Source organism: Streptomyces sp. NPDC059900, assembly GCF_050270335.1.
In the GTDB taxonomy this organism is placed as follows: domain Bacteria; phylum Actinomycetota; class Actinomycetes; order Streptomycetales; family Streptomycetaceae; genus Streptomyces.
Window position 1 is genome coordinate 1 of record NZ_JBNNJZ010000244.1, and the last position, 11,704, is coordinate 11,704.

An 11,704-nucleotide genomic window follows, 5' to 3' on the forward strand; every position below is an offset into this window, starting at 1 on the left:
CTGCTACACCGTGGACAAAGGAAAGTTCGAGCTGACCAACCTCCAGGGCCGCGGCCAGTTGCTGCGGGCCGCGGCGCTGACCCGGCTGACGCTCGACGGGCTGCTCGCAGCCGAGGGAGGCAAGGTCGTCCGGCTGCCCGGCGGGCCGCCCGGTGAGCCCTTCCTCGCAGAGGTGTGGGGTGACCTGCCCGAAGAGAAGCCGAAGCGCTGGCTCCAGTTCGTGCACAACAAGGCGCACACCGCGGAGAAGCCCGTCCGCGCACAGCTCGCCGCGACGGGAGCCGTCACCGTCCAGCACGAGAAGCGCCTCGGCCTGGTCGGCGTGGACCGGGTCTCCGTCAACGATCCGCAGCAGGTGCTGGCCTTGCAGGAGCGCGTGCGTGACGCCGTGCTCGGCGGCGCCGATCCCTCGACGATCCCGACGGACGAACTGACCATGGCCGTGTTCGCGAACGAAGTCGAGGTGACCAGCGTGTTCACCGGCAAGGAGCGCCGCGAGCACAAGCAGGCACTCAAGGCGCTCGCCGCGCACTACGACAAGCTCGTGCCCGGCCTGCGCAAGGCGCTGCGCGACTCCTACCTGTCGAGCAGGGCCGTGGGGGGAGGCTGGGGCAACTGAGCGCCGCCGGCACGGCGACGGGCGGGACCGCCCGCTGTCGGCCTGCGCCGGCTTCAGCTCTGCAATGAGGCGCGCATGTAGCGGCAGCGGTCGAGGGAGCGGCGGCGCATCCACAGGGCCCAGCAGCAGAACGCGATCAGACCGCCCCCGAAGACCAGCGGAAAGATCAGCGAGCCGGTGGCCGCTCCGAGGACGAGCATGCCCGCTGCGACCAGGCCCATGGCGCCCAGCCAGAAGGGAAGCAACCGGCGGCCCCGCTCCATCTGCCCCAAGTGCGCGGTGACGAGGCGTCGCATGCTGGCCCGCTCGTCGGGGTCCTTGGGCACCTCGCGGTGCCTGATCTTGCGGTTGAGCTCGGCGACTCCGCGCGCGTCGGTGCCGGCGGCACGGCCGGCCTTGCGGCGCTGCACGGCCACGAAGGCGATGGCGATGGCGGCGTAGAGCACACCCTGGATCACCCAGACGACCGGATGCTCGTTCCGGCGGAACAGTGCGGTGATGCCGGTGCCCAGCAGGCAGATGAGGACCGCCTGAGCGGTCAGACTGCGATCGAGCCAGCGCTTGAAGGCGCGCACGGCACGTACCTCCTCCGATTCGACGGATACCGCTTTCGCTACCGAGTACCCCGCCAACACCGGCCCATGAGCGGGGTGTTGCTGCTGAGCGGACGTTCGTACCTTCTGGAGTGTACGATCGTACGCATGCCGACCGACTACTTTGCCGACGACCCGCGCACCAACCTGGAGCGCATGCTCGCGGGTGACCTCTACATCGCCGACGACCCGGAGATCGCCCGCAGGCAGCAGCGCGCCGTGCGGCTCGCCGCCCGCTACCAGGCCGAGTGCCTGGAGGATCCCGGCAAGGCCCGGTCGGTCCTCGCCGAACTGCTCGGATCGCTGGGCGAGGGCGCGGAGGTGCGGCCGCCCTTGTACGTCGACTACGGCACCAACATCAGCATCGGAGCCCGCACCTTCGTCAACTACCAGCTCACCGCGCTGGACGTCGCCCGGATCACCATCGGCGAGGACTGCCAGATCGGCCCGAACGTCCAACTCCTCACCCCCACGCACCCCGTGGAGCCGCAGCCCCGGCGCGACAAGCTGGAGGCCGCGCTCCCCATCACCATCGGGGACAACGTCTGGCTGGGCGGCGGTGTCATCGTGTGCCCCGGAGTGACCATCGGCGACAACAGCGTCATCGGCGCCGGGGCGGTGGTCACCAGGGACGTGCCTGCCGATGTCGTGGCCGTCGGGAATCCCGCCCGTCCGGTGCGCAGCCTCTAGGCCGCCCGCGATGGCCACCGGACGCACGGATCCGCAGCGGCGCGAGCGCATCCTCGCCGCCACCCTCGACCACATCGCCGAGGAGGGCGTCGCCGGCGTATCCCACCGCAAGATCGCCACGCGTGCCGCCGTGCCGCTCGGCTCGATGACGTACCACTTCACCGGCATCGACGACCTGCTCCGCGAGGCCTTCGCCCTCTTCGCGGGCCACATCGTGGCGGTCTTCGAACGCCACCTGGGCGGCGTCGAGGGCCCCGAACAGGCCCGCGAGGCCGTCACCACCCTCATCCACACGCTCTCCGAAGGGCCGCAGCGCGACCTGATCCTCACCCAGGAGCTCTACACCCTCGCCGCCCGGCGCCCGGAGTACCGGGAGCTGACCCGGGCATGGATGCGCCGCAGCCGCGACCTGCTGGAACAGCACTTCGAGCCGGACACCGCCCGCCAACTCGACGCGCTCATCGAGGGACTCACCCTGCATCGCGCGCTCGACGTCGAACCGCACGGCCGTGAACTGACGAGCCAAGCGGTCAAGCGCATCACCACCGCCGCCTAGCAGCGGCCCCCGGCAGCCTGCGGGCGCGCGGCCCTGACGACGCGCGCCCGCAGGGGCAAATCCCCTCCGGCGCAGGTGCGTTGCGCTGAATCCGGGCTGACATATTCCTTGACGCGAATATTCTCTGTGGCGAATACTCGGCTCATGGACGCACTCCTCTCCGCACTGGCCGACCCGGCACGCTGGCGGCTCGTCAGCCTGCTCGCCGAGCGGCCCCGGTCGGTGGGGGTCCTCGCGCAACTGGCCGATGCGCGCCAGCCGCAGACCACCAAGCACCTCCAGATCCTCGAACGCGCCGGTGTCGTCACCTCCAGGCGGACCGGCCAGCGCCGCGTCTACGCACTCCGGTCCGCCGCGCTGCGGGACCTGGCCGCCGCGCTCCAGGAGTTCGCCGACACCGCCGACCAGGACGGCGGCCCGCGCGCGACGTACGACAGCTACGGCGTCAGCCTGCACGCGGAACGGCTCGCCGCGCAGGAGCCGGGCTGGGCCGACGGCCGCTCGTTCAGGTTCCAGCGGTTGCTGGCGGGGCACCCCGAGTTGATCTGGCGCCATCTGACCGATGCCCGGCTGCTCGCCCGCTGGTGGACGCCCGACGACCTCCGGGTCTCCGAGCTCGTCTTCGAGGCGCGAGCGGGCGGACGCATCGTCCACGAGTACCGCGATGCCGAGGACGCCGACGGCTCCGACGCGGTCGCCGGACGCGCGGCGGGAATCGTCGACCTCGTACGCCCCGGCGAGCGCCTCGCCTACCGGCTCTCCCCGCAGCTTCCCGACGGCGGCATCGCATTCACCGCCCACGTCGACCTGGGCCTGAAGCCCGCCGACGGCAGCGGGCAGGGCACGCAACTCGACGCCCACTGGCGGATCGCCGACAGCACCGTCGACTCAGCGGACTTCATCGCAGGCATCGAGATCGGCTTCGGCCAGAGCCTCGACAAGCTCGCGGCGGCCATCGCCACGGACGCGCACGACACAGACCACGACACAGACCACCCAAGCCGCACAAGGAGCGCGAAGTGACCGAGCAGAAGCAGCAGACCGCGGGTCGCCGGGGACGCCGGGTAGTCACCAACATGAGCCTCTCCCTCGACGGCCGCTACGCCGCGCCCGACAGCCCGCAGGACATGAGCTGGGTGATGCCGTACGCCCACAGCGACATCGCGCGCGACCACTTGACCAGCCTCTGGGAGCCCGCGACGACGGCCGTGCTCGGCCGGGTCAACGCCGAGGGCTTCCTCGGCTTCTGGCCCACCGTCATCGGCATGGAGGGCGCGGACCCGCGCGACGAGGCCTTCGCGAAGTGGCTCGTGGAGACCGACAAGGTGGTTCTTTCCTCCACCCTGGACAAGGCGCCGTGGGAGCGGACGACGATCGTCGACAAGCCGGCGGCCGAGGCGGTCGAAGACCTGAAGGCGACGGACGGCGAGGACATCCTCGTGCTCTCCAGCGCGAGCGTCATCAAGGCACTGCTTGCGGCCGACCAGGTCGACCGGCTGGCGCTGACGGTCTTCCCGCTCTTCCTCGGCGGCGGACCGCGCCTGTTCGACGACGGACTGCCCGCGGGGAAGTGGGCGCTCGTCAGCCAGAGCGCGGGCGAGCACGGCACGCTGGCTCTCGTCTACGACCGGCTGCACTGAGCAGACCGACGCCCCCGGGAGGACCGCACGGCTGATCGCGCGGTATCCCCGAGGGCGTCATCCCGTGTCCGTCAGTCCTGGTGGACGACGTTCGTGCCGGGCCCGCCGGAGAGGGTGTCCGCGCCAGCGCCGCCGTACAGCTTGTCGTCGCCGCTGTTTCCGTAGATCGTGTCGTTGCCGTCATTGCCGTACAGGGTGTCGTTGCCCTTGCCGCCGTACAGGAAGTCGTCGCCTGCCGCGCCGCGGATCGTGTCGTTGCCGTCGCCGCCGGAGAGGTTCTGCCTCTCGGCGCCGCCCTGGATCACGTCGTTGCCCGCGCCACCGTCGACCGCGCTCTCGTCGCCTTGCGAGTAGATCGTGTCGTTGTCGTCGCCGCCCTGCGCGATGCTGCCCCCGGCGGCGCGGAGGGTGTCCTTGCCGACGCCGCCGAGCACGACCCCGTACTCGCCCACGCTGAGATTGTCGTCGCCCGCGCCTCCGCTGACGGAGTTGCCGTCGACGCCGCCCGAGTGCGTCGCGGTGTCCTTGCCGTCGCCCAGGCCCGCCGAGGCGAAGTAGTAGGTCTGGTCGGTGGTGTTGTCGTAGGCGAAGCTGTCGTCGCCGTCCCCGAGGACCAACTTCAGGGTGGCGTACGGGTCCTGGGTCTCCAGGGTGGCGACCGTGCAGGAGACCTTGGTGCGGTCCGCGCTGTCGGGGTACGAGCAGCCATCGCCCGCACGGACCGCAACGGCGTCGTCGATCACGTAGGTGATCTCTTGGGAACCATCGGATTTCGACGCGGCGACGGTCACCTTGTTGGCCTGGCCCGACGCGGCCGTGTAGAGGATCGCGTGATCACTCGGACTGAACGCGGCGGTCGCCTCCGGCGCCGCGGCCGCCGCGGTGCCCGCCAGGAAGACGGGAGCGGCCAGCGCCGTACCGAGGGCCAGCGTCACCGCCGACGCGGCACGGAATATCCGGCGGTTGACGAGTCGAGAGGGCATTGCAAAACCTCCATGAGACGTACGTGGTACTTGCAACCACGGTGACCTCCGGAGTTATCGGTTGGTTGTAATCCGTTGTGCGGGTGCCGCTTTCGCGGATTCATGTATCGCTCATCTCAAATGCCCTCTGGACAGGGCTGTTTGACGGGCCATCCGCATCATGCCCACCCTTCTTAAGGTGCGGTTGGGCAGAAATTCATGCCGGTCGGGCGGTGGTCCGCGATCGGTATCGGGGCGCAACTCGTACGGCATACTCAGGCGATGAGCGCATTTAGCAGCGATCTGGAGTTGCACGTCGAGGACGTGACGGGCAACGGCGTCGAGGTCGACGTCGCGACCAATTCCCTGACCGGCACCGTTCGGTTGTCGGTCCTCTGGACCCAGGAGATCGTCCTGTCCGCCGACGACGCGGAGAAGGTCGCCCGGTCGCTGCTGCGAGCCGCCGGGCACGTCCGCGCCCACGGGCCCGGGCAGGCCCCATGACCGCACGTCGGCCGGGACGCGGAACGGGAAGGGCCGCACGGCGTGCACGCGGCCCTTCCGTGCCTGTATCGGCTGTCGGCGATGCCTACTGATCAGTGGTTGCCCTGCGGTGGCGCAGGCGCAGGACTGTGCCGCCGGCCAGGATCACGGCGCCGGCGCCCGCGAGGGCGCCGATGAGGGCGGCGCCGGAGGAGTCCGCGGGGGAGTTCGAGACGGTGTTCTGCATGGCGGGGGTGGCGTCGGCCGCGTGTGACCGGTGGCCTTCGTGTACCGCGTCCGCCTTGGTGTTCTCCTTGTCCGCGCCGAGGGCGTTCACCGCGGCGGCGGACTGTTTGCCGCCGGTCAGGCCGGTGACCTCGCCGTTGCCTCCGTCGAAGACCACGTCCGAGCAGGAGAAGAAGTTCTCCTGGCTGTCGGAGCGGATCCACTGGACGAAGAGGATGTGCCGACCGGTGCGCTGAGGCAGTTGCAGGTCCCAGTAGTAGTGGCCCGCCTCGCTGCCGGGACCGCCGTTCTGCGGCGGGTTCTGGATGGTCTGGATGTTCACCAGGTCCGACCAGCCCAGCGGCTGCTCGGGGTCGAAGCCTTCCTTGGTCACGTACACCTTGAACGTGCCGGGATGGTGCGCCCAGTTGCTGTAGTTCACCTCGATGTCGGCACCGGCGGTGAGATGGGTGACCGGCCAGTCGGTGCGGGCGGCGTTGTACGGGGCGAAGTTGTAGGGGCTGCGGTCGCCCGCGCTGCACAGCTTGCCGTCCTCGACGTAGCCCTCGCCGCGGCCGCCCGCGTTGGAGTCCAGCACCGCGAACCAGTTGTACAGCGGCGTGGTGCTCGCCGCCTGTACGGCGGCCTTGCAGGCGGGGTTGGTCGGCATCTGGGTGGAGGAGTTGGCGAGCAGGTCCTTGTAGCAGAGGTAGGTGCGCGACCCGGGCACCATGGCCACGCCGTGTGCGGCAGCCGTGCCGGGCACGGCAAGCACGGCCGCGGCTGCGATGCCCGTGGCACCGGCGATGCAGGCCAGGCGTCTGGTGCGCGTCGAGGCGCGTAAGCGGGAGCGCACCCGGGTGAGCGCGGGGGAGCGGGGGATGGTCATGGGAACGTCTCCTTCGGGGAGTTGTCCGATGAGCGGCTCACCTCGTGGTTGCCGCCGGGCCCCGAAAGGTTGCCGCGTTCGCTAGCGGCCAGTCAGCCGGTCCAGCAGCGCGGTGAGTACGGCGCTCTCCGCCTCGGTCAGGTCCGCGGCGAATTCGGCGTCGGCGGACCGCGCCAGTTCCGCACAGACCCCGAGCAGTTCCCGGCCGTGTTCGGTGAGCGTCAGGATCTGGCGCCGGCGGTCGGCCGGGTCCCTCACCCGCTCGACGGCGCCGAGCTTCTGCAGGTGGTCGGCGAGCGCCACGACCAGGCTGGGCGCGACGCCCATCACCCCGGCCGGCCGCCAGGTCATCACCGCCCTGCACGGGCTGATGCCGCAGCCCGATGCCGAACCGGAACGACGCATGGCGAAGGCGTGATGCTCGTGGACGGGCGTACTCGGCGTGCTCGGGCCGGACGCGGGGAGCGCGTTCCGTTCCTCCTCCCCGGCCCGGGCCGGATCCTCAGTCCAGGTCGGACAAGTCAAGGACGAAGCGGTAGCGGACGTCGTTGCGGCGGAGGCGGGCCATTGCCTCGTTCACGCGGGAGGAGGGGAGTAGTTCGATGTCCGCGGTGATGTCGTGCTCGGCGCAGAAGGCCAGCATGGCGGCGGTCGCGGGGGTGCCGCCGCTGCCCGCGGAACTCAGCTTCTTGCGCCCGATGAGCAGGTCGGTGGTCTCCACGGTGATGGGTCCGAGGTGCCCGAGGTGGCTGAGCGTGCCGTCCATCGCGACCAGGCGCAGGTAGGGGCCGAGGTCGTGCGGGGCGGAGATGGTGTCGATGACGACGTCGAAGCGGTCGCGGGCGGCGGCCATCTGCTCCGGGTCGCCGGAGATGATCACCTCGTGGGCGCCCAGGCGCAGGGCGTCGTCGGTCTTCTCCGGGGTCCGGCTGATCACCGCGGTCCCGGCGCCGAGCGCCACGGCGATCTTGACGGCCAGGTGCCCCAGGCCGCCCAGGCCCGCCACGGCGACCCGGGATCCCGGCCCGACGCCGAGGGCCCGCAGTGGTTCCCAGACGGTGACCCCGGCGCAGAGCAGGGGAGCGGCGGCGGCCGGATCCAGGCCGGGGGGAAGGGGGTAGGCGAAGCGTGAGCGCACGACGTACTCGCGGGCGTAGCCGCCCTGGGTGGTCGATCCGTCGTGGCGGTCGGTGCCGCCGTACGTCAGCGTCGGGAACTCGCGGCAGAAGTTCTCCTGGCCGGCCCGGCACATGGCGCACGTGCCGCACGAGTCGACGATGTTGCCCACCGCCACCGCGTCCCCGGCGGCGAAGCCCGTGACCTCCGGCCCCGTCTCGGTCACCATGCCGGTGAATTCATGCCCCGGCACGAGGGGCGGGCCGCCCGCGTGGGCCTCCACGGCGTGCAGGTCCGTGTGGCAGACCCCGCAGTAGTCCACGCGGACCGCGATGTCGTCGGGGCGCAGGTCGCGGCGCTTCAGCGGCATCCTGCGCAGGGTCGCCGCCGGGCCGTCGGCCTGCCAGCTCATGGTGGTCCTCAAGGGGTTCTCCTCGGGCATTCTCGGACAGTCTTCTTAGACAGACTGTTCGGTCTATTCGGAGAGTAGGGCGGTCGGCGGCCGTTAGGCAAACCAACTGTTCTGTTTGGTAGGCTCGCGGGCATGCCCGACCAGCCCCTGACCGCGCGCGGAGCCGCGACCTACCAGCGCATTCTCGATGTGGCGACCAAGGAGTTCGCCGAGTACGGGATCGCCGGGGCGCGCATCGAGCGGATCGTGTCCGCCGCGCGCACCAACAAGGCCCAGCTCTACGGCTACTTCGGGAACAAGGAGGGGCTCTTCGATGCCATCTTCTTCGGTTCGCTGGAGCGGATCGTGAACGTCGTCCCGATCGACGCCGCGGACCTGGCGGACTGGGCGGTGCGGCTCTACGACGAGTACCTCCGCCGCCCCGACCTCATCCGCCTGGCCACCTGGGCGCGCCTGGAGCGGCGCCCGGCCGGCCACCTTGTCGACGACCCCGACCGCCTCGACGACCACAAGCTGCGCGCGATCGCCGAGGCGCAGGCCGGGGGCCGGGTGCGCGGCGGCGACCCGTTCGACGTGATGGCCATGGTCATCGCCATGTCCATGGCCTGGTCGCCGGTCAGCAATGTCTATGCCGCGACCGCGGAAGAGCCCGCGGAACTGCACGAACAGCGCCGCACCCTGCTCCACGAGAGTGTCCGGCGCGCCATGGCGGCCGACTAGGCCACCCGCCCCGCGGCCCCGGCCGAACGCCGTTCACCCGCCGACCTCACGTCCGAATGGCGCATCGGGCGCGGTCCGGGGAGACGGGCCGGGAGGCCTGCTGCGGCAGGTGCCTGAAAGCGGTCGCGGCGTCATCAAACCCAGTCGAAATCTGCCATTGTGCCGCGCTATCGTGACCCGTCAGTCCGCCCGGGACTGTCGAGTTCCCGTAGGGCCCCATCGAGTCCGCTTGCGGCAGCATCGCCGCCTATTCGTAGATGTGAGTGCGGTGTGACTGAGCAGAATGCTGTCGAATCAGAGCTGGTCGACCTCGGAGCGGTCAGCCCGGCCGACGCGCGCACCCTTGATGCCGCACTCGTCGAGGCGTCGATGCAGCGGTTGTTGAGCCGTATCGACGATCCGGCCAGCAGCATGGGGGGCTACAACCCGCAGCGCGACGAGTAGCGCACCCGCGGCAGGACCCTGGAGCTGGCATGGATGTCGACGCACGACGGCCGCAACCGCACGACGCACAGCAGGTGCAACCCCACCGCGTGGCGCTCGAGCCCTACCGCGAACTGCTGTCCGGCAGCTGCGGCCCCAACGCGGTGAACTCGCTGCGCGCCGCCGAGCGCAGCTGGCGCCTGCTCCTCCTGCGCGCGCTCATCGATGCCGCCGACGGCATCCCCGCCGCGCCGCTTCCCGCCCTCGACGACGGGTGGCAGCTGCTCAACCGTGCCTGGGAGAGTGCCCCCGGGCCGGTGGAGCGCCTGTTGCTCTATCCCGCCGTCGGCACCTGGGCCGCGTACGCCCTGCGCCGCGTGCGCGGCAGCGTGCCGGGTCAATCCCCCCTGTGGGTGGAGCTGGGCCAGTTGCATGCGGTGGCGGCGTCCGCCGCGGTGCTGGCCGGGGCGGACTTCCGTACCACGGTTCCGGTACGGGACGGATGGGTCGTGCTGCCGATGCTGGGCGGGGCCAGAGTGCCGGGCGCCGAGGGCCGGTGGGGCAGTGCCGAGGTGTCCGCACGGGCCGGCACGGTGCTGGTCGGCGGGGTGCGGCGGGACGGGCCGGGCTGGTTCCCCCTGCGGGAGTTGAACGGCGAAGGCTGCACCGTCGTCCTGGACGACCTCGACCCCTTCCGTGGGCTCCGCGACCCCCAGCCGCCGCAGCCCCTGGACACGGCCGAGCGCTATGCCGCGCTCTTCGAGGAGGCCTGGCGCCTGCTCGCCCACGAGGACCCGAAGACGGCACGGGCCGCGGCCACGGGCCTGAGTTCGGTGGTGCCCCGGCCGCGCGCGGAGCTCTACCGCCCGCACAGCGCCTCATCGGGCGACGCGTTCGGCGCCGTGGTCGCCTCGGAACCCGACGACGCGGAACAGTTCGCGGCCACCCTGGTGCACGAGTTCCAGCACAACAAACTCGGCGCCTTCATGCACCTGTTCACCCTCTACCGCGACGGCGGCACCGAGCGCTTCTACGCGCCCTGGCGTGATGACCCGCGCCCGCTCGGCGGCCTCCTGCAAGGGGTGTACGCCTTCTTCGGCGTCACCCGCTTCTACCGGCGGCGGCAGACACCGCTGGGCGCCTTCGAGTTCGCCCTGTGGCGCGCACAGACCCTGCGGGCCCTGCGCGGCATCCGGGACGCGGAGCGACTCACCGACCTGGGAAGGGAGTTGACCGACGCGCTGACCGCACGCCTGACCGCCTGGCAGGACGAGCCGGTCGACCCGCGGGCCCTGGACGCGGCCCGGCAGGCCGCCGCCGACCACGCCGCGTCCTGGCGGGCCCACCACGTCAGTGCCGATGCGCGCCAGGTCGCCCGCGCCGCCCGGGCGTATGCGGAAAACCGCCCGCTGGAACTGCCGCAGGGCGCCGACGGCGCCGACGTCATCGTGCCCGGCCGCCCGCGCCGCGGACTGGACACCCGCGCCGTCCTGCTGCGCCGCCAGCTCGCCGACCCCGATGCCCTGCACGCGCTGGGTCCCGATCCGGGTGCGGTGGTCGAAGGCGCCCGCCCCGAAGACATCGCGCTCGTCACCGGCGACGCGGCCCTGGCCCGGCAGCGGTTCGAGGCCCGCGTCCGCGAGGAGGGGGGACCCGAGGCATGGGTCGGCCTCGGCCTCGCCCTGCGGGCCGAGCACCATCCGGCGGCAGAGGTCCTGCTGACCCGGCCCGAGTTCGTGATGGCGGTCCACGCCGAACTGGGCGGCAGCGGCACCGATCCGGTGCGCCTCGCGTCGGCCTTCCGCTCAGAGCGGTAGCGGGTCGATGTAGCAGTTGGCCCGGGTCCGCGCGGCCAGATTCGTGGTCGCGGGATGCGCGGCGCCCAGCTGCCTGCGCAGCTCCTCGAGCACCGTGGTCAGCAGCTCCTCGCCCTCCTCGCGCTGCCCCACCGCGCCGAGGTCGAGCGCCCGGTTCGCGGCCGTGCTGAGCGTGGAGGGGTGCACAGGACCCAGGACGTCGATGCACCGGGCCAGCGTCGCCGTGCCCAGCTCCAGCGCCTCCTCGTGCTGTTCGAGTGCCGCCAGATCGCTGGCCAGGTTGGTCGCCACGACCAGGGTCAGCGGGTGCCGCTCGCCCAGCTTCTGGGCCAGGGCTTCGTGCGCGCGCCGGTCCACCTCGTACGCCTCCCGCACACGCCCGTCCAGGCGCAGGGTGATGGCGAGGTTGGCCTCCGCCGAGACGGTGTGCGGGTGCTGCGCCCCGAAGATGCGCCGGTAGCGGCGGCAGCAGGCATCGGCCAGTTCCCTGGCCCGCTCCAGCTGCCCGTCGTGGCGCAGGTCCACGGACAGGCTGAGCGACGCGGCGATCGTGTCCGGG

At 71.4% G+C, this 11,704-nt stretch carries 15 protein-coding genes; 9 read left to right on the forward strand and 6 right to left on the reverse strand.

All coding sequences use genetic code 11. From position 1 onward, the window contains the following. Positions 1–619 (forward strand): GOLPH3/VPS74 family protein (locus ACQKIP_RS26775; protein WP_427744308.1); only part of this gene is annotated, 619 nt, incomplete at its 5' end. Positions 620–672: 53 nt separating this feature from the next. Here ACQKIP_RS26775 and ACQKIP_RS26780 read toward each other — a convergent pair. After that, the gene (locus tag ACQKIP_RS26780) at positions 673–1,194 is read right to left on the reverse strand and encodes a hypothetical protein (RefSeq protein ID WP_365854163.1); all 522 of its coding nucleotides are present in this window, start codon (positions 1,192–1,194) and stop codon (positions 673–675) included. A 126-nt stretch (positions 1,195–1,320) separates the two neighbouring features. Between ACQKIP_RS26780 and ACQKIP_RS26785 the strand changes: the two genes are divergently transcribed. The 4 genes from ACQKIP_RS26785 to ACQKIP_RS26800 all read left to right on the forward strand — a co-directional run bounded on the left by ACQKIP_RS26785 (position 1,321) and on the right by ACQKIP_RS26800 (position 4,098). Beyond that, positions 1,321–1,902, forward strand: coding sequence for a sugar O-acetyltransferase (locus ACQKIP_RS26785; RefSeq protein ID WP_365854161.1), 582 nt, complete (start codon positions 1,321–1,323; stop codon positions 1,900–1,902). A 10-nt stretch (positions 1,903–1,912) separates the two neighbouring features. Then, positions 1,913–2,458: a TetR/AcrR family transcriptional regulator gene (locus ACQKIP_RS26790; protein WP_365854159.1), complete on the forward strand. Its 546-nt coding sequence runs from the start codon at positions 1,913–1,915 to the stop codon at positions 2,456–2,458. Between the two features lie 144 nt (positions 2,459–2,602). Next, the gene (locus ACQKIP_RS26795; protein WP_365854158.1) at positions 2,603–3,481 is read left to right on the forward strand and encodes a metalloregulator ArsR/SmtB family transcription factor; all 879 of its coding nucleotides are present in this window, start codon (positions 2,603–2,605) and stop codon (positions 3,479–3,481) included. Positions 3,482–3,534: 53 nt separating this feature from the next. Beyond that, on the forward strand, positions 3,535–4,098 hold the full coding sequence (locus ACQKIP_RS26800; protein WP_365854717.1) for a dihydrofolate reductase family protein: 564 nt from the start codon (positions 3,535–3,537) through the stop codon (positions 4,096–4,098). A 71-nt stretch (positions 4,099–4,169) separates the two neighbouring features. Here ACQKIP_RS26800 and ACQKIP_RS26805 read toward each other — a convergent pair whose 3' ends face one another. Next, a complete protein-coding gene (locus ACQKIP_RS26805; protein WP_365854157.1) occupies positions 4,170–5,081 on the reverse strand; it encodes a calcium-binding protein in 912 nt (303 codons plus the stop codon). A 261-nt stretch (positions 5,082–5,342) separates the two neighbouring features. Between ACQKIP_RS26805 and ACQKIP_RS26810 the strand changes: the two genes are divergently transcribed. Further along, positions 5,343–5,564 (forward strand): hypothetical protein, encoded by a 222-nt coding sequence (locus ACQKIP_RS26810; RefSeq protein ID WP_365854155.1) that lies wholly within the window; start codon positions 5,343–5,345, stop codon positions 5,562–5,564. 85 nt (positions 5,565–5,649) lie between these two features. Here the strand turns inward: ACQKIP_RS26810 and ACQKIP_RS26815 are convergent, their stop codons facing one another. From ACQKIP_RS26815 to ACQKIP_RS26825, 3 genes are all read right to left on the reverse strand, one after another. Beyond that, positions 5,650–6,657, reverse strand: coding sequence for a lytic polysaccharide monooxygenase auxiliary activity family 9 protein (locus ACQKIP_RS26815; RefSeq protein ID WP_365854153.1), 1,008 nt, complete (start codon positions 6,655–6,657; stop codon positions 5,650–5,652). A gap of 81 nt (positions 6,658–6,738) precedes the next feature. Then, on the reverse strand, positions 6,739–7,008 hold the full coding sequence (locus ACQKIP_RS26820) for a MarR family winged helix-turn-helix transcriptional regulator (protein ID WP_365854151.1): 270 nt from the start codon (positions 7,006–7,008) through the stop codon (positions 6,739–6,741). A gap of 151 nt (positions 7,009–7,159) precedes the next feature. Beyond that, positions 7,160–8,197 carry an NAD(P)-dependent alcohol dehydrogenase gene (locus ACQKIP_RS26825; protein WP_365854148.1) on the reverse strand — a complete coding sequence of 346 codons (1,038 nt, stop codon included), beginning with the start codon at positions 8,195–8,197 and terminating at the stop codon, positions 7,160–7,162. A gap of 120 nt (positions 8,198–8,317) precedes the next feature. Here ACQKIP_RS26825 and ACQKIP_RS26830 point away from each other — a divergent pair, with 120 nt between their 5' ends. The 3 genes from ACQKIP_RS26830 to ACQKIP_RS26840 all read left to right on the forward strand — a co-directional run bounded on the left by ACQKIP_RS26830 (position 8,318) and on the right by ACQKIP_RS26840 (position 11,145). After that, positions 8,318–8,905, forward strand: coding sequence for a TetR family transcriptional regulator (locus tag ACQKIP_RS26830; protein WP_365854146.1), 588 nt, complete (start codon positions 8,318–8,320; stop codon positions 8,903–8,905). 270 nt (positions 8,906–9,175) lie between these two features. Continuing rightward, complete coding sequence (locus ACQKIP_RS26835; protein ID WP_361379559.1) at positions 9,176–9,349, forward strand: hypothetical protein; 174 nt, start codon at positions 9,176–9,178, stop codon at positions 9,347–9,349. A 29-nt stretch (positions 9,350–9,378) separates the two neighbouring features. After that, complete coding sequence (locus ACQKIP_RS26840) at positions 9,379–11,145, forward strand: HEXXH motif domain-containing protein (protein WP_365854144.1); 1,767 nt, start codon at positions 9,379–9,381, stop codon at positions 11,143–11,145. Here the strand turns inward: ACQKIP_RS26840 and ACQKIP_RS26845 are convergent. After that, the coding region (locus ACQKIP_RS26845; protein ID WP_427744314.1) for a tetratricopeptide repeat protein at positions 11,134–11,704 on the reverse strand (571 nt) is incomplete at its 5' end. The genes ACQKIP_RS26840 and ACQKIP_RS26845 overlap by 12 nt on opposite strands.

Excerpts from the sequence above, each read along its gene's own strand:
- ACQKIP_RS26840 (WP_365854144.1), top strand. The coding sequence starts at position 9,379 with ATGGATGTCGACGCACGACGGCCGCAACCGCACGACGCACAGCAGGTG.
- ACQKIP_RS26820 (WP_365854151.1), bottom strand. The coding sequence starts at position 7,008 with ATGACCTGGCGGCCGGCCGGGGTGATGGGCGTCGCGCCCAGCCTGGTC.
- ACQKIP_RS26810 (WP_365854155.1), top strand. The coding sequence starts at position 5,343 with ATGAGCGCATTTAGCAGCGATCTGGAGTTGCACGTCGAGGACGTGACG.
- ACQKIP_RS26815 (WP_365854153.1), bottom strand. The coding sequence starts at position 6,657 with ATGACCATCCCCCGCTCCCCCGCGCTCACCCGGGTGCGCTCCCGCTTA.
- ACQKIP_RS26790 (WP_365854159.1), top strand. The coding sequence starts at position 1,913 with ATGGCCACCGGACGCACGGATCCGCAGCGGCGCGAGCGCATCCTCGCC.
- ACQKIP_RS26795 (WP_365854158.1), top strand. The coding sequence starts at position 2,603 with ATGGACGCACTCCTCTCCGCACTGGCCGACCCGGCACGCTGGCGGCTC.
- ACQKIP_RS26785 (WP_365854161.1), top strand. The coding sequence starts at position 1,321 with ATGCCGACCGACTACTTTGCCGACGACCCGCGCACCAACCTGGAGCGC.
- ACQKIP_RS26805 (WP_365854157.1), bottom strand. The coding sequence starts at position 5,081 with ATGCCCTCTCGACTCGTCAACCGCCGGATATTCCGTGCCGCGTCGGCG.
- ACQKIP_RS26800 (WP_365854717.1), top strand. The coding sequence starts at position 3,535 with ATGAGCCTCTCCCTCGACGGCCGCTACGCCGCGCCCGACAGCCCGCAG.
- ACQKIP_RS26830 (WP_365854146.1), top strand. The coding sequence starts at position 8,318 with ATGCCCGACCAGCCCCTGACCGCGCGCGGAGCCGCGACCTACCAGCGC.